Raw genomic sequence first — 22,049 nt, 5'->3', positions numbered from 1 at the left:
TGGTAAACCTACAAACAAAACCGTTGTGTAGAGTGAAAGAGACGTTTCACCCATCCGTTCGTCCGTTTCCACGTCGTTCCAGGGGACCGTTCCTCGTTCCGCTTTCGTCCCGGTTTCCGTCGTTCTCGTCTCCATTTTTCACCGTCTCCACCCTTCACTTTCGAATGACGCAACCTATTTGGGGCCGCCGACAGTCGCTTCGGATATGTTCGTACTCGTCAACCTGAAAGCCTACCCCTGCGACCCGGTAGAAATCGCGGAGGCGGCCCGCAACGTGAGCGACGACTACGGCGTCGATATCGCCGTGGCACCGCAGACCGCCCACCTCTCGCGCGTCGCCGACACGGGCGTCGAGACGTGGGGACAACACGTCAGCCCGGTCGAACACGGAAGCCACACCGGAAGCGCCCTCGCGGAGGCCGTCGCCGACGCGGGTGCGACCGGAACCATGCTCAACCACTCCGAGTGCAGACTCAAACTCGCGGACATCGACGCCGGACTCGACGCCGCGGAGCGCGTCGGCTTCGACACCACGGTCTGTGCGAACAACCCCGAACAGGTCGGTGCCGTCGCCGCGCTCGGCCCCGACGCCGTGGCCGTCGAACCGCCGGAACTCATCGGGAGCGGCACCCCCGTCAGCAAGGCCGACCCGGACATCGTCACCGACGCGGTGACGGCCGCGGAAGCGGTCGATGAGGACGTGAGCGTCTACTGCGGTGCGGGCATCAGCACCGGCGAGGACCTCGTGGCGGCCCGTGACCTCGGCGCGGAGGGCGTCCTGTTGGCGAGCGGCGTCGCGAAAGCCGACGACCCGAAAGCCGCGTTGGAAAACCTCGTCGAACCGCTCTAATCGGTTCGAACTATTCGTCTGAAACGATGACGAAGTGGTCCTTCTCTTGTCGCTCTAACACTGATTCCTCGCGCATGCTGACGATGTAGCCCGTGACCGTCCGCTCCAGTTCGTGGTCCGCCCGGACGCGAACGAGGTTGCCGATTAGCTGGGCCGACGGCGGTTTTTGGGCCGCGCCGCAGTCGTAGATGGTGAGGAGTTCGTCGCCGCCCTCCGCCTCGTAGACGATGATGTGGGCGTGTTGCGGGAGACGCCAACGACCGTCCGCTTCGCCCGCCACGGCCAACTTGTTCATGTACCGGTGTACACAGGCGAGGGTAATCAGCGGTCCGGATGAAGCGACGTTCGAAACTCGGAGGACCGAACGTCAGAAGTCGGTGAGCGACACCTGTCCGTCGCGGGAACGCGTCTCACCGTCGTTCTCCTCGTCCGGTTCGTCCGGCGGTTCGGTCTCCGCCGTCGAACCGGAATCGGCGCCGACCGTCGATTTTTCGGACGATTCCCCTTCATCCCCCGACTGCGATGGCCGTGGTCGGTTTTCCGTCGTTTCCGGCGCGTCGAACCCGTCGAGACTCGTCTGGTCGCTCTCCGTGAACTGGAGGTTCGATACGCGCACGCCGACCTTTCGAACCCTGTCGTCGTCGAACTCGGTGAGCAAGTCGAGGGCCACCTCCTCGACCAGTCCGGGGTCGTCAACCGGCCCCGAAAGCGATCGTGCGCGGGTGTGAACGTCGAACGGTGGAGTCACGACCTTCACGCCGATGGTCCGATACATCGCGTTTCGGTCGCGGGCGCGTTCGGCGACGGCCTCCGCGAGGGTACTGACGCGTTCGCGTTTCTCCGCGGAATCGGTCGTCGGGTCGGTGAACGCCGATTCGCGCGAGAGGCTCTTCGGGCGGCCGGTCGGCGTCACCCGCCTGTCGTCATCGCCGCGTGCCCGATGGTAGAGTTCCCGGCCGCGTTCCCCGAACCGGTCCGAGAGGACGCGCGGGTCGGCGTCCGCGAGGTCCCCTGCCGTCTCGATACCCATCTCGCGGAGCGTTCGCGCCGTCACCGGCCCGATTCCGTGTATCTCGGCGACGTCGAGCGGGGCGAGGAATTCGCTCACCGTTCCCGGTTCGACGACGACCAAGCCGTCCGGTTTGTCGTGGTCGCTCGCTATCTTCGCCGCGCTCATGTTCGGCGCGACGCCGACGCTCGCCGTGACGCCGACTTCGCGCTCGATTCGGTTTTTGACGTGGCGAGCGAACCCCTCGGCGACGTTCCACGCGGTTCGGTCCGTGACGTCGAGGTAGGCCTCGTCGATGCTCACTTCGCGCACGGTGGCCGCGCAGTCGTGGAGGATGGCGCGAACGTCCGCGCTGACCGATTTGTAGAACTCGATATCGACAGGGCGGTAGTAGCCCAATTCGTTCTCCTCGTCCACCTCGTCAGCGTCGTCTTCTCCCTCATTACCGTCGTCACTGCCAGTAGCAGTTGCGTCATCCTCCGCCTTCCGCGGCAGTCGTTCGAGAGCCTTTCCAATCGCTTGGGCGCTCTCTACGCCGTGTTCCCGCGCCTCGTAACTCGCGGTAGCGACGGCACCGTGTTCTTCGCCCTCCTCGTATCCCATCCCGACGACGACCGGTTCGCCGCGAAGCGCCGGTTCGCGGAGTCGCTCGCAGGACGCGTAGAAACAGTCCATATCGACGTGAAGGACGATACGCTCCTCGCGTTCCTCTCCGACGCCGGGCAAGCGTGAACCGCCGCGGTTCGACATTGTGAGGGAGTTGGTGGGCGATCGGAATGAAGGTGTGCAAACCACGCCGAAAGTGAAAGATGGTTTGAAATATACATTGACATTTTTTACAGCCACTGGCGATTAATACGTTTCTCAAGCCATCTACATGAGATTTCGCTATGTTTATACACCGATATGTGGTAGCGGTTCCTACGATGGTCGCGCCCCACGAAGGACGTTCGAATGCCGATGAGCGACTGAGTATCCGGGTAATCAATGCAATCGCCGAACACGAGGGAACGACCCCCACGGAGATCAGGCCCGTACTGTACGATATCATCGACCCTGATGCACTCGACTCGCTCTTCTCCGCGACGTATCGCGGGGAGACCCGAGCGAACGGGAACGTCGAGTTTCAGTACGGTCCCCACAAAGTGACAGTCCACAGTGACGGACGGATCGAGATCGAGCACGTTCGGGATTCCCAACCCTTCTCTTCGGCATCCGAGACCGCATCGGGAGACAACTGACGCCGACAACGTCCCCCACGCGACCCTCCAACGGTTCGACATGACGGTTGCTAACCGTTTTCTCTATTTCGGGAACCGCCGATAGCTATATTACCGCCTCACCTCTGAGAGTGAAGTAGTATACCTGTGGTCAATACACCCAGTGATGATCGTATGGAGATCGAAATAGAGAACGTTAACGACGACAACCCCGCCGAAACGTCTTCGACCTACGTCTTCAACATCGAACGCGAGATGGCGAACGGACACACGTGCGCCGGTCTCGTCCGCGCCCTCGCAACAGTCATGGATGCGGAACCGAACCGGATGCAACCGCTCCACGCCGTCGTCAACTGCGACGCCATCGACGCGCTGTTCCGAACCCGCCGTTACGGGGATGCACGGGACAACGTCTCCATCACCTTCCACTACGACGTGTACGAAGTGACCGTCGACGCGAACGGCAAAGTCGTCGTGAAAGAGTAGACGGCCGCCATCTCACACGGTTCAACCCGCTGACAGCGACAGTCATCGAGTTTTCTGACGCATCGGTATCTCCCACGTTCATCGGCAGTTCGACGAACGGACGGCTAGTTCTCCGAACTTTTTAACCCTCGACTTACTACCTACAGGGTGATGAGATATTCAGACAGGGAGTCGATACGAACGTCCGGTTCGTCCCGTCCGTTCCGTCGCATCCACGCCCGCCGGGCGGTGATAACTCCATGATGCCGTGGGGACACGCCGCGTTCGGGTACACCCTGTATTCGCTCGGCCACCGCGTGTGGACGCGCGCACCGCCGTCCGCACAGGCAGTACTCGCCCTCCTCTTCGGAACCCAGTTGCCCGACCTCGTGGATAAACCCCTCTCGTGGGGACTCCACCTGTTCCCGCAGGGGTACTCCGTCGCCCACTCGGTGTTCGTGGCGATTCCGATCGGACTGTTAGTACTCGCCGTCGGCCTGTACAAAAACCGCGCCGCCGTCGCCGCCGCCTTCGCCGTCGGCTACTGGTCCCACCTCGTCGGCGACATCCTCATGGCCATGATGGAGCACCACGGGTCGCCGTTCGACCGCGTGCTGTGGCCCGTCGTGACCCTTCCGCCCTACGGCCACGAAGTGTCGCTGTTCGACCGGGCGTTCCACATCATCGGCGCGTTCTTCCACTCGCTCTCGACGGAAAAACAGCTGATGATAATCGGCATCTACCTCGCCCCGTACTTCTGCGTGTTCCTCCTATGGCTGATCGACGGCGCGCCGGTCGTCGCGGAACTGAAAAGGGCCGTCGTCGGGCGATAACTCCCGCCGACCGAAACCGAAGACGTCGGTCACTTTCTCGCAGCTAGTACACCTTCCGGGCGACTCATTTCAACGCTGGCGTCAGTTCGAACGTGTAGAGGCCGGTGAAGACATCGCTCACGACGACGAGATCTCGTGCGTCGTTGTAAACGGCCTTCCACGCCATCGGCGGCGACCCGAGTTGTTTGACTTCGTCGTTGAGCGCGATGTCGTTCACGCCATCGTCAGTGGGATACCGGTCCACGGGCTGTGGGTTCGTCGGATCGGTGATGTCGTACACTACGGTCCCCTCGTGCCAATCAGCGGCAACCACCAGCGTCGCCGCTTCGCCGGAAACGATATCGAAGTGGTGACCCGTCCAATCGAAGCGGCTCGCGTAGTCGCCGGTCATGTGCTGTGCGTTCGGCGAGACGGTAAACCCGACCGGAATCGGGTTTTCCGGTGAACCGTCTTTCCATCCGATATCGAAGACGTGTTTGCCGCCCGGGATTCCCTGCGGGCGTTCGTCACCGAACACGAGCAACTCGCGCTGCGGGTCGAAATGGCCGTGGTGTGCCGCCCCGAACGCCTCCTCGCCGAGCTGTGCGTCGTCGTACGGCTTTCGCTTCTCGTAGTCGAAGCGACCGATTTCCTCCGGATGCCGGGGCTCGCTCACGTCGTAGATGATGAATCCGATGAACTGCCCCGACTGGTAGGCACAACAGAGCAACTCCCGTTTCGAATCCACGTTGATGTCGTGACCCGCTCCCTGCGGACCGTGCGAACCGATCTTCCGAGGAGTCGTCGGATCCGAAACGTCGTACACGTCGAACCCGTTCGTCTCCAGTCCGTAGTTCATCGTGTAAAGAACCGGCTCCGTCGGGTGCGGTTTCACGTTGTGTGACTTGCCGTCCGAAACGGTGCCGACGACGGTGGGGTTCGTCGGCGTTCCGGCGGAGTGGCCGTAATCGACGACCTCGAAGTTCCCCGGCCACGTCTCCTCTATCGCCCGGTGATACAATCCGTCTCGGGCGTCGAACTTCACGTCCAGATTCGGCGCGTCGTCCGCGTTCCCCAAAAAGTGTACCCGCTTCGGCGCGCTTCTGTCGCCGAGATCGACGAGAAAGGTCCCGCTCGTGCCCCACTTGGTGCCGACGACGGCGTACTTACCGTCCTCCCGAACCGAAACTTCCGAAAATCCCCCACCGGGAGGAGGACCCGCCGAGAGGTACGTCTGTCCCAGTTTTCGCAGCGATACGTCACTGGGATCGACCGGTGAGTCGTGGTCCGTCGACGAAGTCGTTGTCGTCGTGGATTGGCGCTCACGAGATGCGTCTTTCACTTGAGAGCACCCCGCGAGCGACGAACCCGCGAGCAGCGCACCGAACTGCCGAAGCATTCGACGACGCGTCCATGAATCGTCGGTTGGTATCATCGTGAATCATCCACAACGGCGACCGCGTCCTTTGTTATGGGTCGTCTGAAACGAAAACGAACCCCGGATGCAGTCTCCTTCGACCGACCGACTCCGACGCGTTTCCGCTTACGGGTTATCCGTCCAGTTCTCGACCGATGGGTCATTTTATCTGCCCAAAAGAGGTGGCCTCATAGTCACGAAGAATCCCATTCGAATCCGCACGGACAAGAGCAGTAAGTGGCATTGAAGTGGACACTAGCTGGCGTCTTCGGCCATCATTCCGAGTTCATCAAATATCTCCTCGATCTATCGTGTAATCTTTCGAAGTACCTTTGTTTCCGATCCATGAGTCCAATTGAGGAGTCCGCTCGCCCCCCACCCACGGTCAGCTTTACCAAACAAGAGTTCTCGGAGAGAGATTCGAGAATTATTGTGACTTGCATGTTTGAGTTTGTCCGCCAAAATTCATACTTCTCAATCATCAGCACCGCGAATCCGTCTCCAGTGTGGGATTCTTCCGGAGTAAACCGCTCGGTGAGTGCTGCTTCGAGCTCCGAAAATTGTGGACCTGTGGCGGTATAGCTTTTCACCTGCATAAGCATTTCTTTGACCGGTCAGATAAAAAATAACCGTCTATTGGCACACTATACGCTAAATAAAGACAATGATGATCGAATCGTTGACTGGTGGAACCAGTAAAATAGCGACGATATTCCGTACTCGGTTCATGCTCGTTCCAGCACACCTATTTGACAGAAGAGATAAATCCGATAAACGTAATTGTGTACCAGATGGTTTCAACACCGCTGAAAATAGCGGGAGTTTGCATCGGTCTAGCCTTCTCTTTTAAGCTTGCTACTCGTGAAACACCTGGTTCAGGCCTCCAAATGGTATTCCTCGGCATAAGTATCCTTTTTGGAATAGCACTCATTCGAATTCTCCAGCAAAACCACACACTGTGAGAATATATTCGATTTACTCGATTCCGACTGACTAGCTCGTTTGGACTTCGACAGGCAATTCGTCCGTGTGGAGCAGCTCCGCGATTTCCTCCGCCGTCACGCTTCCTTGCCGCTCGGCTTTCTCCATCAGCTCGACGAACGCACCGTTCGGGACTGCAGCAGTGTCACCTCGCATCTGGAGATAGAACTCGGCGGCGCGATCGAGCGCCTTGCTCTTGGTCTTCTCGCCGGTCGCCTTGAGGAAGTATTCCACTCGCAGTTCCCGTGAATCGGTCATTCGAAGGCGTATATTATTGCACACGTCCCCTAGAAACCTAGCTTTGTCGGGTGACTGAAATACTGACCATATATAAAGAACGCCGAGAACCGCTCGATCAACTCGATTGAACCGGTGCCGAGTTACTCGTGATCGTTTCGATTTGCACACGGCGCTCACGATGGATGTGTGCAATTTCGCGGATTCGTTTCTCGCAGTCTACAACCCCAAGATGAGACGGGAAGATCAGTTCCTTAACTATTCAAATACTCTTTCTTACAATTGTAGGAAGCACGTCTCAAAGACGAAACTCAAATGTACCTCTGACAATTAACTTTTAATAATGAACCGCCGAGCATATCTCAAAACCATTTCTTCGATTTCAGCTGTAGGTATGGTTTCGTTCTCGGGGTGTCTCCAAGAGACTCAGATAGATGTAGACCTTAACAATACTACACCTCTTTCCGCGGAAATAGTCGACCATTGGTCATCCGGCTCTTTGCTCGAGGCGAATACCAAATATGTAGTTGTAGGGAAGGTTACAAACACCACTAACGGAAAAGCTACGATGCCATCTGTCGTTGCGAAACTCTTCGGCGAGAACAACAAGCAAACAACAGCAGAGCCAGCTTTCTATAAGATAGGACAAAAAAAGATCGAAGGAGATAATCCGCCAAAGAAGATCTCGGCAGGAGAGTCTGTGAAATTCAGATTTATTATTGAAAATAGTGGACTGCAAAATATTATAACAAATGTCGAAGAGTAAACTATGATTAGTAGACGTTAGATAAATCCGCATCCAAGGTCCGTATCGACCGGAAACCATTATCGAAGTTGAGTTCCCAATCATGCACGATGCCTTCCCAACGTGAATAAACTTCGAGTGAAATCGGTGAACCAAGGTATTCACGGATCTAGAATCCCATATGATGACTTCCTTTTTTAAATCCGGCCGAATCGATCTGTTGCCAGTCGTGGACCGCATTGTTCTGTGAATCTGGAATCGCCATATCTGCCAATGTCGTTGCGAGCTGTGCAGCCCCCAAAAGGTATCCAATACGGTGGACCGACTGGAAAAATTACCAGAGTCAGAACGAGGATCGTTCCGATTCGTCTCAGACAGCTGACGAAGGTGAGCGATGAAACGACTGGGTGTTCTCCTGATCGTGCTGCTCGCGAACTCCACGCTCCGCTCGTCGATTTGCGTCGAAATAAGAATGGGGTCGGAGGGATTTAAATCAAAGCAACGAGCAGCAGAGACAAGGCTATACGAGCAGGATTTCATCTTAAATATCCCCCTCATTATCGATTGAAAGGCTATCGAGAAACTTTCGCCGACGCTGTTCAAGTTTCTCGTCACCCGTCGCTACGTCGTAGTGTCGACGAATGACCTCCGGAGACGAATTTACACGTTCCGCCACGTCCTCGATAGGCATGCCGCAGTTGAGTTGCCACGTAATCGAGCCAGTGCGAACCTGGTGTGGAGAGCGAGACGAGGGGCATTTGCTGGAGTAATTCCGGTGGCGATAGTCGCACTTCTCCCGGTTCTGGCCGTGAGGACATCGGACGTGAACACAGGGCTGGGTTGCCAGATACGTCCAGCATCGAACCGTCGAATCGGAGGGACGCGCCTGCCGACAGGAGAACAGTGGCTTTCGACCGTTGTCATCCCGTTTGTCGATCCGTTCCCGAGCGATGTACGTATCCAGCACCGAAACGACGTTGGCGGGAAGACCGACCGGACGTTCACCACTAGAACCGTTCTTCAGCCGAGTTCCTGTTTGTGGCCGGTTCACGAATCGAAGCGTACCGGTGTCCGGATCGTAGTCATCGAGGTCGAGCGCACGAAGTCCGCTCATCCGACAGCCGGTGAACCAGAACACTTCGAGAACCGCGTGACGTGATGTCCCGCGATATGCCACCGAACTTCGATAGAACGAGAGGAGCATCTTGGCATCATTCGGGGGCAGCTGCACCTCGCTCCGTTCGTCCTCGGCGGAGAGTTTCGGTGACGGAACCTTCTTTTCGAGACCATCGTCAACCGCCTCGATTCGTTCAAGGTAGCCAATCAGTTGCTTCACCGCCATCATCTTCCCTTTCACTGTTACCGGAGCGTCTTCGGAAAGTGACCGTCGGTACTCGTCGAGGAGCCAGCCGGAGAGATCGCCGACTCGCTCGATGCCGTATTCTTCGCACCACTCGCAGAAACGGGTGAGTCGATTCGAGTAACTTCGAACCGTTCTCTCCGTGGAGTCGATTCGGCACTCGTCGAGGAATCGGTCACGAGCGTCACGGGGAGTGAGGTCGGCGGGCGAATGAGGCGATGTCATCCCAACCACCGCCAGCGGGCCAATTTCGGACCCATGTAGTTTTTACAGAGCGATTCCTCCGTCCTTATGTGGGGCGGGTGCCCCACGCTGGTTCCATCGAACATAGCATTTCCCGGAACCACCTTTTCAGGGACGGCGTACCAGCGCCGTCCCGAGTCCTGACTTAAACAGAATCATTCTCAGCGATTTGGTAGTTCCTGTATTATGGTGAAACCCAATATTGCATAAATGTTATCATCTCCCCAATATGGCAAATCTTTACTAAAATGTCCTAGTCGGCACATATACGGGTTTTCCTCACAGATACGAATTATATGAGAAAGTCGGGGAAGTGGATGACTATCTGGGACGACAGAATTCTTGAATATATCATAACGAATGAATCTGCGTCAGTGGGAGAGCTGGCAAATAGTGGTTATGTGAGGGTTTCAAACACACACGTTTCGCGGCGGTGTAAGAAACTGGCAGAGCACGGGATGCTGAAGCCACTCGGAAATGGCGTGTACATCATCACCGAGCGCGGAGAAGCGTACCTCGATGGGGAACTCGACACTTCGGAGGAGTCTCAAGACGACTCTCCCAGTATATCGAGCGAGATCAATGGAGATGGGGTGGAGTCTCAGGAAGAGGGGTAATTGTCAATGCCACTACGAAAATCGGCGCTGTGGATGGAACAACTCGACGACCGAATCCTCGAACACCTGAGCGAGGAATCGTGGTCGTCCCCTTCAGTGATGGAGTCAATGCCGGAGTTTCGCGCTTCTAAAGATCGAATCAACGAACGTTGTCGAGTGTTGGCCGACGCGGAATTAGTTGCCATCGTCGTCGGTGATATGGTCGAAATCACCCAGTGGGGTATGTTGTATCTGGACGGAGGAATCGACGCGGAACATCAGCCATGCCCGACGAAGCGAGCCTTTCGAGGTGTAACGAACTCCGAAATTCACGTGGCATGTGATAGCCCACTTAGATAACTGAACTGTAGACGTTAATGTAGAGAAGCGAGACGCGCTCACCCCCATTGAGGGGGACTCGCGCGCTCGCGCGCTCGTCTGCTTAAGTCGGAGAGCAGCCCGACAGCATGACCGACGCGCACGAGCGGCGTGACAACTCACGAGTAGCGAGGAGGAACGCGAGGATAGCAGGGAGGCGGCAGAAGGACGCGAGGAGAGTCATGCTGAGGCGTGCCAGACTTTCGGGATGGACGAGGCGGCAAGATCGATTGGGACCTTCTCGCCGGAGATTTCGTCTACCCCGCACACCTCATAGCCTGTGTCAGATAGGTGTCCGAACAGGTCAGATTCAGACCCCCCGTGTTCGTGCAGCCGGTCGAGGTACTGGCCCGCATGTTGGGTATGGACTTCAAGCAGCAAATCGGGGCGGGCGTCACACGCAGATAGTCCTTCGATGATTTTCTGTTCCGCTCCTTCAACGTCGATTTTCACAAGGTCGGGGGGGCCAAACTCATTGATAAGGGCGGCGAGTGTGACGACAGGTACCGTCACGGATTCTCCTTTGAGAAACTTCGAGTTTTCAGCAAGCGAATGAATCGCCTGGTTTTCTCCGTGGCTGCGGTAGAGTTCCATCTCACCCGGGGAATCGTACACTGCGGTTTGCCGGGCAGTTATCGGTAGGCCGTTGATTCCGATGTTTGCGGCGAGCGTACGATAGGCGTATGGTTCAGGTTCGCACGCGACGACTGTTGCGCCTGCACTCGCGGCGAGGAGTGAGTAAAAGCCGATGTTTGCGCCAATATCGAAGACGAGAGAGTCGTGGTTGATTTCCTCGCGAACGTAGGTTCGCATGCCGCTTTCGTGGCCGGAGAGGATCGAGTGATGATGGCGGTAATCAGGATCGAGGAACATGTCGAAATCTTCGATGGAATAGCGGTCGAGGTCGAAGAGTGGCGAGCGGGTGAGTCGTCGGATTGTTGATTTGAGCATAGTTATTGGCAATTGAAGATGAGGCCGATCAAGCCGCTTTGTTTATCGGCGGTGAGTGTCGTTAGTGATTTTACACATTCATTATTGAGGTCTGATTCTCTTTCTATCATGTTTTATGTAGCTTATAGGCCTGTGTTTGTGAATCAAATTACCAGATATTAAATATTGTCTAATTCCACTACAGTATTTATAATTTGATATTTTCGAGCCCTGCTTTGCCTCTATCATACTATTGATAAAAGAAAATCAGCCATTGAATAGCTTGTAGGCAACAGCGTCCGGATCGTACTTGGCGCTTGCTTCTGGCATTTTCCCGAGTATCGCCCCGTCTGTCCCGTCCACTCCAACCCCATCGCGGAGGATCACACGATACTCCTCGATGGTTCCATCCTCAGCCGGGACAGACGAACACGCCAGTTGCTGGGTATCTGGCATTGTGCGGATGTGCTTGGCGACGCCTTTGCCGTCGTCTCGATGCGCGAGATACGCAATCCGCGCATGGCGTTTCGCCGCAAGCCGAACCAATTCGCCCATCTTCTCGCGCACCACGTGAGAATTAGATTGCCCTTCGGCGTGATCGAGCGAGGCATCATCAACGAGGATGATTTTCTCACGTTTTGGTTCGTCCTCGACGAGGCCCACGAGTTCCTCGAAGTCCCGAACTGCCGAGTATCGGTCTATCCACTCGGCCGTGAACGCATCGCGTGGAATGTTCCCGATAATCTGGAGGCCGGGAAACAACTTGTCCGCAACATCGATACAGAGAAAACCAACGTTGGTTTTCCCGCTGTTGGTCGCTCCCGTGAGGACCATCACGCGCCCCTGTGGACGCAGCAGTTTCAGCAGACGAGTCAGTGCCGCAACGGGGCTTGTATCGAGGTCGCGCTGGGTCACGCCCGACAGGAATGCCATCAGTGAATCGTGCCCCTCGTGGACCGCGCGCGTCGCGAGGCCCGGTACCGCGAGGGCCACAGATTCAGCAACCCGTTCGCGAGTTTCGCTTCCGAGGTCGTAGTCGTCCCCAGCCACTTGCAGGTGAGCAAGTAACCGCGCGTGTTCGGGTTTGACCCGACCAACGAACGCGGGCAGGTCCACATCGCCACGGAGGTCACCATGAATACGTTCTCCGAACTCTCCATAGGCGAACCCGCGGTCAGTCATCAGCTACCCCGCTGGTTTCCGTGCCACCGAGCAAGTCGTCAAGGAGGTCGCGCGCCTGCTCTTCGTCGGCGTGGCCGTCATCGAGCAGACCATCGTCGTCGGTCTCCTCTTCGCGCTCCTCCTGATCACGAGTGACCGACTCCGGCTTTTCGGGTCGAACGCGTTCCCACGCTTCACCGAACGAATCCGTACCGAGTTCGAACTCGGCCAGTCGCGCCGTGTCCTCAGCGTGAAGCTGGGTCACGCCACGTCTGACGAGCGTACGCCCAATGCTCTGAAGCTTCGACACTTTCGCCGCTTCCTCTTCAAGTTCACCGTAGATTTCATCGGTTTTCCACAGAGTCGCCTCCAGTTCATCCGGCGGCAACACACTCCGATGAGTCCCATGTGCGGCATGCTCCTCTTCGTCGTACGACAGACACAGCCACGCCGGAACCGAGGTTCCCGCGAGTCGGTGCAACTCGCCCCATCGCATGTCGATCGCACGGAACTCCTCCGGGTCGAAGAACCGAACCGAGAGGTCAACCTCCGCGGGACGCGGGTCGAGAACGACGAGCGCACGTTGTTCGGGCAACCGTTCATTGAGCAGCACGTGCAGCAGCGAGACCGGGAAAGCCACGAGCGACGCGAGGAGCGCCGTGGACGCGAAGACGCCAACGAGGACCAGACCGGGCATCCCGAGGTAGATGTAGCCACCGAGCAGGACAATGGAGCCACCAAGGAGCCACCACCGCCAGCGGTAGAGTTCATCAAGCCACGTCCGGTCATCCGATCGCGCAGGGAGGTCCGAATCAGCAGTCACCGGCAGGTCCTCTTCCGCTGTCATAGGTCCTCCCGTTGCCAGACGATTCCGGCAATCCACTGACGTGAGCGGAGCGCAACGAACGCGGCCACCATCGGCCCGAGGGCTGCCGCGAGCCAATACGTTCCCTTTGAGTACGTATCCGGCAGCAGCGAGTCATCCGATGCGGGTGTCCCATCGTCGGAAAACCAGTACACGTTCTCGGACGTGCCGACGGTAAACGTCTGGTCGCCCCCACGTACCGTCGCCGGTACTTTGAGGCGATACTGCCCACGCGGGACGACGTAGTTTTGGCTACGGACTTTGCCCGAGCCACCACTCCGACGGATGCTATTGGAGTCCACAACGCCGAGCTCCACGGGGTCGAGGCCCGCATTCGTGATGGTCACGAACGCGTACCCGTCGCGGTACTCCACGCTGTTGACGAACACGCGCCCGCCGAGCGTTTGGGTGTACTCCGGGATGTTGTCATCATCAATCGCCTTTTGCAGTCGGTCGATGACACCGAACGGAAGGTCAGAACCGCCGTGCGTGCCGTTGACGGTCGTGGTCGAGGCGGTCGTGGTCACGGTCGAAGTGGTCGGCGCAGTCGTCCCGGTCGAGGCGGTCGTGGTGGGTTGGGCCACCGCAGCCCCACTCAGCATGACAGGTAGCAGGACGAGCAAGACCACGGTGGCCGACCGCATTACGAGCGGCCTCCCGTGAAGACGCGCACGACTGCCGCGACGTTTCCAAGTGTCATCTGGAGGTATACGAGGCCCACGCCACCAGCGACGAGCGCGACGGCACCGAGCAGGACACCTTCAGACGAGACAGTCCCGAGGAAGGGGAGATCGAGCGAGAGGTCAGGCAGCAAGCCATCAGGTAGCCACGGACCGTCGCCACCGAGGTTCCCCCAGTCGATATTGATACCGCCGAACGTCGGGTCATCGTCAGCGAGTTCTTCGCGGAGGCGTTCGTTCGCCTCTGCCAACTCTTCGAGTTGCCGCGAAATCTCGGTCACATTGGTCGTTTGCGGGTCACGGTCATCATGGTCGATAGTGTCCACGTTCTCGCCGTCTTCGGTGGTAATGGATTCGACCGTGAACGACCCGCTCTGAATGCTGACCATCTGGGAGGTGGTGTCGGTCACCAACTGACCATCTTCCCAATGCGAATCAGTCGCTTCGTAGTTGAGGCCAACCACACCACCGAGGTTGTCCACGCTGTACGTGGTCGATGTGTTCCACGACCCCGACGCGGGTGGGGTCGAGGCCCAAATCGTTGCGGCCTCAAACGTCCGCTCACTTTCGATAGTGTCGCCGTCGATTTCTGCCCCTTCGTGGACGGTGATCGTGAGCCGACTGTGCGCCTCGGCGGTTCCGAGGCCCATCTGTTCGCGCATCCAGTTAGCGTAGGCCGCTTGATCTACGTCATCCGGCGTCATCCGAACGCGGTCGTAGCCGTTTGCTACGTCCGTTATGTTCACGTCGCCACTCTGGATAGCATCGAACGCATCCGAGAGGTAACCGCTATTCGAGTCCCCGAGGCCCGAGAGGACATCGTTGTCGATGCCTTCGAGGGCGTCGTGTTTCTGGGCGAACGTATTCGTGTACGAAGTCGAGACGAGCGACGAGTACGGCGTAACGCTCACCACGTCGCTGTTCGGGGTGCCGTTGAGTTCCAACGTCCCGCCCGTGCCATCGAACGTTTCGCTGCCAGACGGCCCGGAAATCGTCGTCGAGCCATCGTCGTTGACGACGACCGAGACGGTAATCGTGTCCGACCCCCAGCCGTTGCCCGCGATGCGAGTCCACGAGCCGCTGTTTTCGAACGATTCACCGGGAGCAACGAACTGGATGTACGGAACTCCACCACTGCTATCAGCATCATACCAGAGTTCACCGCCCGATACGTCGGCGAATTTGCGGTCCTCTTCTGCACCAAAGTTACCCGCCGTTTCGAGGTCCAAGTCCAGTTGGTGGACTTGGGCGAGTTCCCAACTACCCGTCTGTGAGACGTTCGTTTGGGTATCGTCAGCGAGGTAGTCGAACGACCCGGTATTCATCAGGTCGATCCACGCCCCGGCACCGTTCGCACCCTCAGGATTCCACACCCGGACGAGGAGATCGTCCGTGAGTGGATTCACGGTATCCGAACTGTTGTCCGGGTTCGAGGCGACCGGCACCGAGAAGTTCGAGCCATCGGAGAGGGTCAAATTCTCCGTTTGGTTCGTGTCGAAGCTGTAGCCCGTCACGAACGACCCAGATTCGTTGACCTTGCCGATGCGAAGCGATTCACCACGAATCCCTTTATCCTCGGCGAGGCGTTCGAAGCGCCCGATACTGTCCGCCATCGAGCCGTAGTAAATCCAGAGTTCGCGCTGCTGGGCGGTGGTCCGGTTGTGGACCGCGCGCCGTGCATCGGTCACCGCTGCCACACGGTCGCTTCCGTTCGCAACCGACTCCATGAACGCGATACGAGCATCACTATACGCCGGATTCTTCATCTCCGACTGATACGTATTGAACTGGGTGAGGTACGTCTCCCAGTAGCGTTTGTCTTCGAGCGCTTCCTGTGCAAGGACGCGTTTCGCTTCTTCAGTCGTGTCCACGTCCGCAATGTCCTCTGTTCTGATGCAGGGATTCGGTGATTGTGCAACCCCCGAGATACCGCCACGAGTGAAGCCAATAAGCGCCCCGAATGCTTGTTGAATCGGGTCGTTACAGACGTTCAGTTGTGGGGTGTTCTCGGCGGCCGCGACAGTCCCGACCCCGGCAGTCGAACCAACGACCACTTGCAGGAGGACGAGTAGCACCAACACCAACGAGTTACGTTTCCGAGCCATCATTTTACCGAGCGATGACTGCGGAGCAGGCGAGGAACAACAAGAAGAGCAGCACCTGACTCACGGGTTCAGTTGACTGGACGAACGAGCCGACTTCATCCACCAAGGCGTAGCTTGCCATGATGAGCATCGAACTCACTACGACGGTCCATTCTGCCGGGTGGTAGTTGCGGGCATCGCGGGTCGAGGACGACGCGAAGACCAGCGACAGGGACGCGAACGAGACGAACGCGGGGAACAGGGGCCGTGATTGGAGCCACGTGGTCACGTCGGTCGCAATCCCGAGCATCACTGCCGAGGCGAACGCGAAGACCGCAAGGGCCAATGCGGTCAGCAGTGAGAGCGACTGAAAGGCATGTGCGACGCTTTGGTTCCGCGCCATCAGTTGTCACCCTTCTTGAACCGGAGTTCACGGGGGTAATACGTCTGCTCTTCGCCGTCTTCGTCGGTAAACGACTCTTCATCCGAGGATTTCAGGTGTGCCACCGGAGCGCCCACGAGCAGCGCAGCCTCAAGCTGTTTCCGCATGGTCGCATTCAGCCACAGTTCTTGACCGTCGATCTCGATCACACCGTTGTGTCCAGCCGACAGGTTCGCACCCGTGATCCGGCCCGTGAGAGCATTGCCCGGGTCGAGGTTTATCGTGTTGTCGTTTTGATCAATTGCCTCAGCATCGACAGATTCGAAGTCTTCGACATCGAAGCCATCTTCCGTTTCCTTTTCTGCTTTTGCCATCGCAAGAGATAGGTCTAGAGATTGGTACTTAAACCTCCAACTACAGAAGAAGGTCAGTACCGAGAAAGCTCTACCTGCCCCGCTGGAGGTTGAGGTGGCTTCGGACTACACTGTTTCGGCGGATCAAGTGACTCGGCTCCATCGATTTCTTCGAAAATAACTCCTTGATGTTTCACGGCGAAATCCTCTTCTCCGTCTCGATCAATGCGACAAACACTTTTCAGGTCCCATTTACCGTTTGCATCTACCATGACCGAACCACCGTCACCATCGTCGTCCGGACGAACGTCGAAGTGGGGAACGCGGTCAAGCATATTGTCACCGTCGTCTCCACAATCAGCGCGGATCAACTCGTTGGCACGAGTCGAAAAACGCACCATCTGCGAGCCAGTAGCCCACGCGACAGCACGAAACGCGATTTCCTCAGTCGGTCGATTGAACAACTCATCACCGTACGCACCGATGTACTCCCCGAGATACGAACCGAGGTTGTTCACGGCATCAGAATCCACCTCATCAGCATTCGCATTTTTCTTTGGAGAGACCTTTTTAACCGAAATCGGTCGTTTCTCCTTTTTCTCGTGAAAGTAATTGTGAGCGTCTCGATGGGCCGAATCACAGAGTTTCACGTGTCGATCCATCGCAGCGTGAAAGTCCGACTCCGAAATCTCGCCATCGACGAAGACAGCGACGTGAACGTGACCGTAGCAGGATTTGTGTTTCTCGATAACGGCAGAGTAACACCAATCCTTGCCGCCAAGGGCATCTCGCACAGCGTGATAGACACCGCGACCACGATCAGGTCGCCACGTCGATACCACGTCGCGGAGGTGGTCAGCAGGACAACGCCAACCTCCGTTTTCATTGCGTGACGAGGCCGAAAACGTCAGCATCGCCGTGAACGGATTGTCGAATTCTTCGACCATCTGACGTTCGAGGGCCTTCAGACGAGCATAGTACTTTGAACCGTACCGAGGCTGATGGGAATTCGGCATTTGGGTACGTACAGTTTCACCTTCCGGATTCACAAATTTCAAATGGGCGTGTCGATAGCCATTGTACCAGTTGAGAAATTCATTCATCACCAGAGACCACGACCGAGATCGAAAGCCTGAATCGTATTTCTCCATGACAGCTTCGTCTCGGAGTTTCGTATTCTCCTGAACAGAGACCGGACGAGCAGCACGAGCAGGCATCTCCGCAACGAACGAATCAACAATTCTATTCTTCTGTTTCCACCACTGAGCAACGAGTGAAAGCCGTTCATCGGCCGTTTCAGCTTTTGAACGGTCGGTTGTACAGTTAGTCTTGGAAGGCCGAGAGACCGCAGAGTCCTCAGTCGCCATTTGCGACCCCCGAACCGAAGTCGGCCAGCTGATACTGACGAATGGAAGTTGTGTTCGAAGGAACGTCACTCACTCCAGAACGAGGCTGGTCGCTCCCTTCGGTCCGCTCCCTGCATTCCGGGCTTGCGCTCGCTTCGCTGCGCGTTCCGGGCCTCTGCCCATCCTCTGTTCGTGACGACGCTGGAGGGAACCGCCTGCTCGTCCCCGCACCGATGACGCTGTGACAGCGGTGGTCGAGCAGCCTGAAGAAGTCGGAGATCGACGAGGCGAGATGATCGACTTCGAGCCGATGCGCTCGATAGCAGTCAACACAAGAGGAAGCGAAAAACTCGGGCGAATCTGCCGGACGCAAGCACTGAGAACGGCAATCTGGATACTTGCAACGATAGCTACCGTAACCGGATAGATCGACACCAGAACGCCGAACGCTCATCGAAAAACCTCCGAAAGAGCGTTAGCTACGGTTGATAATACTCCGAATAAATGGGATAATATTAAAGTCGTTATGGGGTCGGAGGGATTTGAACCCCCGATCGACTGATATCTCCGGTGCGCCTCGGAACTCCAGAGGGTCGTCAACGCGAGCGATGATCAGTCACTCGCTCGGTATATCAGCTGGAGTTTCGTCCCGGGCGCGTAGCCTCTGGAGTCAGTCGCCATCCCTGGCTTGGCCACGACCCCGCGAACTGTGATTGGTCGAAACGACCTAAAGGGGTTTCGATTTCTACTCCTCTCGCGTCCCCCATTCGCAGTCTTGGCATTTGTACCCCGTAACGAAGGCCGTCACGCTCGGCATGTACCCGACCTTGAGCACGTCGCCGCCGCAGTCGGGGCACTTGCGCTCCGCGTCCTCGATTCGGTCGGCTTCCATCACGGTATCGTCCTCTATCAGTTCCGCCAGTCGCTTCGGCGTCACCATCCGTCCTTGTACGACGCGATTATCCGGCATGTGAAAACCACGGAGAGGAGAAGGGAAAAACGTTACAGCCGCGAGTCGAGGTGGGCCGACCCTACAGCCACGGGCGGCGTTCGTCGCCGTCCTCCTCGCCGGGGTAACCGTAGGCGGCCGAGGAGTCCTCGCCCTCGGTGAGGTCGGCGTTCTCGCCGCCGTCCGTCACCGCGGTGTTGCTGTCGGCAGGTTGAGGGCGGGGTTCTTCGACCGGTTCCGGGTTGGCAACGGACTGTTCGGCCGCTTCGACGGCCGATTCCATGTGGTCGCCGGGTTCGAGCGCCAGCAGGCACGTGACCGCGAGGACGGCCAACGGGGCGCGACCCGGTGCGAAGCCGAGTATCGACAGGGGCAGGACGCCCAGTGCGACCGCGCTACCGAAGCGGAAGCGGTCGATGTCGACGATACCGCGAAGCCACGGTGCGGTGAGGGCGACGATGAGTGCGAAGCCGACGCCGGTTGCGGCCGCCGCGACGGCGGGGAAGACGTGGGCCGCGTCTATCGTCGTCTTCAGTTCGAAGCCGGACGGTTGCAGGCTGGCGAGCATCCCCAGTCCGATGATGATTCCGGGGCTGGGCAGGTACTCACCGATGCGGGCACTCGCGGTCTTCGCGGCGATGGCGACGATGACCAGCGCCGCGAATCGCTCGAATATCCCCATGTTGAGCGCACTCTCGATGGTCGGTGCGAACGCCGCTTCCACCGCCGCGAGCGCGATGATACCGACGCCGACCGCGAGAACGCTCGTCGCCTGTTCGACGGGCGTTCCGTCCATCTCGGCGAGGATGACCGCGACGGTCGCGCTTCCGCCGAAGACGAGCAGGCCGACTTGGATGATTCCGACCGGAGAACTCAACGCACCGGCGAGCACCATCGCCGGGAAGATACCGTCCACGAGGGGAAGTCCCATGACGGTCGCCAGCAGCTTCGTTGCGCCACCTACTTGTCGCTCTAAGCGGTAGGCGACTGGGTGTTGGGAACTGCTCATCGACTAGTGACTATGACCCTGACCCGTGGGCGAAGGGTGATGGTACCTGCGGTGCGACCGGTGATGTGAGTTCGGTCGGAAATTCCCCGCAAGCGGTTTTCCTACCAGTGTTGTGCACAGTTTTGCAAAAATTGCAATCGGAGCGAAAGAGTCGCCGCTCGTCCGACCTGCAATACACTGTGCCATGAGACTGGTAGAGTCCATATCTACAAATATTGTCGATTATTGCTTAAGTGTTGCGTGAGAGATGACCCCATGCGACGTGAAATGGATGTGAAAACCGGAATCATACCTGCTGTTTTTCGCCGAATAGAGTCGTTCACCGACTGTCCCTCAGTGGCAATATTTGCCTCTTTCGGCGTAAATCGGCGAGATACGCATATGTGTGTATACAATCCAACGATTACCACGTCAGCCAAGCACAATCTCGCAACGTTTTTCAGTGGCCGCTTCGTTCGGATTACATGGCGAACGATTCTCACAACGACGGGCCGTTTTCCGAAAAACTCCGGGTACCTGAGGCACTCACCTTCGACGACGTACTCCTGCGTCCGAAGGAAAGCCGCGTCGAACCGGACGACGCCGACGTGAAGTCTCGCGTTTCGAAGAACATCGAACTCAACGTGCCGGTCCTGTCCGCGGCGATGGACACCGTCACGGAGAGCGAAATGGCGATAGAGATGGCGCGACAGGGTGGACTGGGCGTTCTCCATCGAAACATGGACGTCGAGGCGATGGTCGAAGAGATCGAACGCGTCAAACACGCGGACGAACTCATCATCCGCGACGTCGTGACGGCGAGCCCCGAACAGACCGTTCGAGAGGTGGACACGATGATGGCGCGGAAAGGAGTCAGCGGCGCACCCGTCGTGGACGAGGACGACGAAGTTCTCGGCATCATCTCCGGCACCGACATCCGCCCGTACCTCGAAGTCGGCGATAAGGACGAAGTGCAGGAGGCGATGACGGACGAGGTCATCACCGCGACGGAGGAAGTCACCGCCCGCGAGGCGCTCGAACTGATGTACGAACACAAAATCGAGCGCGTCCCCATCGTGGACGACGAAAACCACCTCACCGGCCTCGTCACGATGCAGGGCGTCCTCCAGCGCCGTGAGTACGGCGAGGCGGTCCGTGACGACGACGGCCACCTCCGCGTCGGGGCCGCCGTCGGACCGTTCGAAACCGACCGTGCAATCGCCGCCGACGAGGCGGGTGCCGACGTGCTGTTCATCGATTGTGCGCACGCGCACAACCTGAACGTCATCGACGGCGCGCGGGAAATCAAGGAGTCGGTTGATGCCGACGTCGTCGTCGGAAACATCGGGACGGAGGAAGCGGCAGAAGACATCGTGGACTTCGCCGACGGCCTGAAGGTCGGTATCGGCCCCGGAAGCATCTGTACGACCCGCGTCGTCAGCGGGTCCGGCATGCCCCAAATCACCGCCATCTCGCAGGTGGCCGACGTGGCGACCCGACACGACGTTCCCGTCATCGCGGACGGCGGCATCCGCTATTCCGGCGACGCCATCAAGTCCATCGCGGCGGGCGCTGACGCGGTGATGCTCGGGTCGTATTTCGCGGGGACGGACGAGGCCCCGGGCCGCGTCATCACCATCGAGGGCAAGAAGTACAAACAGTACCGCGGCATGGGCAGCGTCGGCGCGATGAAGAGCGGCGACGGAAGCCGCTACCTCAAGGACGACCCGCAGGACGAAGAGGAGTACGTCCCCGAGGGCGTCGAAGCGGCCAAACCGTACAAGGGGACCCTCGAAAGCGAACTCCACCAACTCGTCGGCGGCATGCAGTCCGGTATGGGCTACGTCGGCGCGGAGACGATTCCGGTGTTCAAAGAGCGCTCGGAGTTCGTCCGCCTCTCCTCCGCCGGACAGCAGGAGAGCCACGCCCACGACGTGATGATCACCGACGAAGCGCCGAACTACAGCCCCGGCGAGTAATCGGGTTTCGTCCCGGTAA

The 22,049-nt window shown here is 58.1% G+C and carries 24 protein-coding genes and 1 tRNA gene; 8 read left to right on the top strand and 17 right to left on the bottom strand.

From position 1 onward, the window contains the following. Positions 1-205: 205 nt before the first annotated feature. On the top strand, positions 206-850 hold the full coding sequence (tpiA, locus tag ACGYLY_RS06565) for a triose-phosphate isomerase (protein ID WP_395282413.1): 645 nt from the start codon (positions 206-208) through the stop codon (positions 848-850). A 10-nt stretch (positions 851-860) separates the two neighbouring features. On the opposite strand, the gene ACGYLY_RS06560 is transcribed toward tpiA, so the two are convergent. Both ACGYLY_RS06560 and ACGYLY_RS06555 read right to left on the bottom strand, forming a co-directional pair. Then, positions 861-1,145, bottom strand: coding sequence for a hypothetical protein (locus ACGYLY_RS06560; RefSeq protein WP_395282414.1), 285 nt, complete (start codon positions 1,143-1,145; stop codon positions 861-863). Positions 1,146-1,217: 72 nt separating this feature from the next. Beyond that, positions 1,218-2,609 (bottom strand): helix-hairpin-helix domain-containing protein, encoded by a 1,392-nt coding sequence (locus tag ACGYLY_RS06555; protein ID WP_395282415.1) that lies wholly within the window; start codon positions 2,607-2,609, stop codon positions 1,218-1,220. A gap of 176 nt (positions 2,610-2,785) precedes the next feature. Between ACGYLY_RS06555 and ACGYLY_RS06550 the strand changes: the two genes are divergently transcribed. From ACGYLY_RS06550 to ACGYLY_RS06540, 3 genes are all read left to right on the top strand, one after another. Then, on the top strand, positions 2,786-3,100 hold the full coding sequence (locus ACGYLY_RS06550) for a HalOD1 output domain-containing protein (protein ID WP_395282416.1): 315 nt from the start codon (positions 2,786-2,788) through the stop codon (positions 3,098-3,100). Positions 3,101-3,253: 153 nt separating this feature from the next. Continuing rightward, a complete protein-coding gene (locus ACGYLY_RS06545; protein ID WP_231183565.1) occupies positions 3,254-3,565 on the top strand; it encodes a HalOD1 output domain-containing protein in 312 nt (103 codons plus the stop codon). Between the two features lie 239 nt (positions 3,566-3,804). Next, complete coding sequence (locus ACGYLY_RS06540) at positions 3,805-4,377, top strand: metal-dependent hydrolase (RefSeq protein ID WP_395282417.1); 573 nt, start codon at positions 3,805-3,807, stop codon at positions 4,375-4,377. Positions 4,378-4,441: 64 nt separating this feature from the next. On the opposite strand, the gene ACGYLY_RS06535 is transcribed toward ACGYLY_RS06540, so the two are convergent. The 3 genes from ACGYLY_RS06535 to ACGYLY_RS06525 form a co-directional block, all read right to left on the bottom strand. Then, positions 4,442-5,791, bottom strand: a complete 1,350-nt coding sequence (locus ACGYLY_RS06535) for an LVIVD repeat-containing protein (RefSeq protein ID WP_395282418.1) — start codon at positions 5,789-5,791, stop codon at positions 4,442-4,444. A 257-nt stretch (positions 5,792-6,048) separates the two neighbouring features. Continuing rightward, positions 6,049-6,369, bottom strand: coding sequence for a hypothetical protein (locus tag ACGYLY_RS06530; RefSeq protein ID WP_395282419.1), 321 nt, complete (start codon positions 6,367-6,369; stop codon positions 6,049-6,051). A 397-nt stretch (positions 6,370-6,766) separates the two neighbouring features. Continuing rightward, complete coding sequence (locus ACGYLY_RS06525) at positions 6,767-7,012, bottom strand: hypothetical protein (protein ID WP_395282420.1); 246 nt, start codon at positions 7,010-7,012, stop codon at positions 6,767-6,769. A gap of 322 nt (positions 7,013-7,334) precedes the next feature. On the opposite strand from ACGYLY_RS06525, the gene ACGYLY_RS06520 reads away from it, so the two are divergent. Next, positions 7,335-7,757 carry a hypothetical protein gene (locus ACGYLY_RS06520; RefSeq protein WP_395282421.1) on the top strand — a complete coding sequence of 141 codons (423 nt, stop codon included), beginning with the start codon at positions 7,335-7,337 and terminating at the stop codon, positions 7,755-7,757. A 520-nt stretch (positions 7,758-8,277) separates the two neighbouring features. On the opposite strand, the gene ACGYLY_RS06515 is transcribed toward ACGYLY_RS06520, so the two are convergent. Next, the gene (locus tag ACGYLY_RS06515; RefSeq protein WP_395282422.1) at positions 8,278-9,321 is read right to left on the bottom strand and encodes a tyrosine-type recombinase/integrase; all 1,044 of its coding nucleotides are present in this window, start codon (positions 9,319-9,321) and stop codon (positions 8,278-8,280) included. A 314-nt stretch (positions 9,322-9,635) separates the two neighbouring features. Here ACGYLY_RS06515 and ACGYLY_RS06510 point away from each other — a divergent pair, with 314 nt between their 5' ends. After that, positions 9,636-9,956, top strand: coding sequence for a MarR family transcriptional regulator (locus tag ACGYLY_RS06510; protein WP_395282423.1), 321 nt, complete (start codon positions 9,636-9,638; stop codon positions 9,954-9,956). A gap of 6 nt (positions 9,957-9,962) precedes the next feature. Next, on the top strand, positions 9,963-10,295 hold the full coding sequence (locus ACGYLY_RS06505; RefSeq protein WP_395282424.1) for a hypothetical protein: 333 nt from the start codon (positions 9,963-9,965) through the stop codon (positions 10,293-10,295). 198 nt (positions 10,296-10,493) lie between these two features. Here ACGYLY_RS06505 and ACGYLY_RS06500 read toward each other — a convergent pair whose 3' ends face one another. The 11 genes from ACGYLY_RS06500 to ACGYLY_RS06450 form a co-directional block, all read right to left on the bottom strand. After that, positions 10,494-11,264, bottom strand: a complete 771-nt coding sequence (locus ACGYLY_RS06500; protein WP_395282425.1) for an FkbM family methyltransferase — start codon at positions 11,262-11,264, stop codon at positions 10,494-10,496. A gap of 246 nt (positions 11,265-11,510) precedes the next feature. Next, positions 11,511-12,425: a hypothetical protein gene (locus ACGYLY_RS06495; protein WP_395282426.1), complete on the bottom strand. Its 915-nt coding sequence runs from the start codon at positions 12,423-12,425 to the stop codon at positions 11,511-11,513. After that, positions 12,418-13,251 (bottom strand): hypothetical protein, encoded by an 834-nt coding sequence (locus ACGYLY_RS06490; protein ID WP_395282427.1) that lies wholly within the window; start codon positions 13,249-13,251, stop codon positions 12,418-12,420. Before ACGYLY_RS06490 ends, ACGYLY_RS06495 begins: the two co-directional genes overlap by 8 nt. Beyond that, the gene (locus tag ACGYLY_RS06485; RefSeq protein WP_395282428.1) at positions 13,248-13,913 is read right to left on the bottom strand and encodes a hypothetical protein; all 666 of its coding nucleotides are present in this window, start codon (positions 13,911-13,913) and stop codon (positions 13,248-13,250) included. The genes ACGYLY_RS06490 and ACGYLY_RS06485 overlap by 4 nt, the downstream gene beginning before the upstream one ends. Continuing rightward, positions 13,913-16,054 (bottom strand): hypothetical protein, encoded by a 2,142-nt coding sequence (locus ACGYLY_RS06480; protein ID WP_395282429.1) that lies wholly within the window; start codon positions 16,052-16,054, stop codon positions 13,913-13,915. The genes ACGYLY_RS06485 and ACGYLY_RS06480 overlap by 1 nt, the downstream gene beginning before the upstream one ends. A gap of 4 nt (positions 16,055-16,058) precedes the next feature. Further along, positions 16,059-16,436, bottom strand: a complete 378-nt coding sequence (locus ACGYLY_RS06475; protein ID WP_395282430.1) for a hypothetical protein — start codon at positions 16,434-16,436, stop codon at positions 16,059-16,061. After that, entirely contained in the window at positions 16,436-16,789 is a 354-nt protein-coding gene (locus ACGYLY_RS06470; protein WP_395282431.1) for a hypothetical protein, read from the bottom strand. The genes ACGYLY_RS06475 and ACGYLY_RS06470 overlap by 1 nt, the downstream gene beginning before the upstream one ends. 53 nt (positions 16,790-16,842) lie before the next feature. Next, the gene (locus ACGYLY_RS06465; protein WP_395282432.1) at positions 16,843-18,135 is read right to left on the bottom strand and encodes a replication protein; all 1,293 of its coding nucleotides are present in this window, start codon (positions 18,133-18,135) and stop codon (positions 16,843-16,845) included. A gap of 506 nt (positions 18,136-18,641) precedes the next feature. Then, a tRNA-Trp gene (locus tag ACGYLY_RS06460) sits at positions 18,642-18,816 on the bottom strand. Positions 18,817-18,859: 43 nt separating this feature from the next. Continuing rightward, entirely contained in the window at positions 18,860-19,084 is a 225-nt protein-coding gene (locus ACGYLY_RS06455) for a DUF5795 family protein (RefSeq protein WP_395282433.1), read from the bottom strand. 61 nt (positions 19,085-19,145) lie between these two features. Continuing rightward, complete coding sequence (locus ACGYLY_RS06450) at positions 19,146-20,072, bottom strand: DUF5794 domain-containing protein (protein WP_395282434.1); 927 nt, start codon at positions 20,070-20,072, stop codon at positions 19,146-19,148. A gap of 464 nt (positions 20,073-20,536) precedes the next feature. Between ACGYLY_RS06450 and guaB the strand changes: the two genes are divergently transcribed. Beyond that, complete coding sequence (gene guaB, locus ACGYLY_RS06445; RefSeq protein ID WP_395282435.1) at positions 20,537-22,030, top strand: IMP dehydrogenase; 1,494 nt, start codon at positions 20,537-20,539, stop codon at positions 22,028-22,030. Positions 22,031-22,049 lie beyond the last annotated feature (19 nt).

Origin of the sequence: Haladaptatus sp. CMAA 1909, from assembly GCF_043952005.1 — an archaeon.
Lineage (GTDB): Archaea > Halobacteriota > Halobacteria > Halobacteriales > Haladaptataceae > Haladaptatus.
Note: the sequence above shows the minus strand (reverse complement) of the source record. Positions and strands in the feature narration are given on the sequence as shown.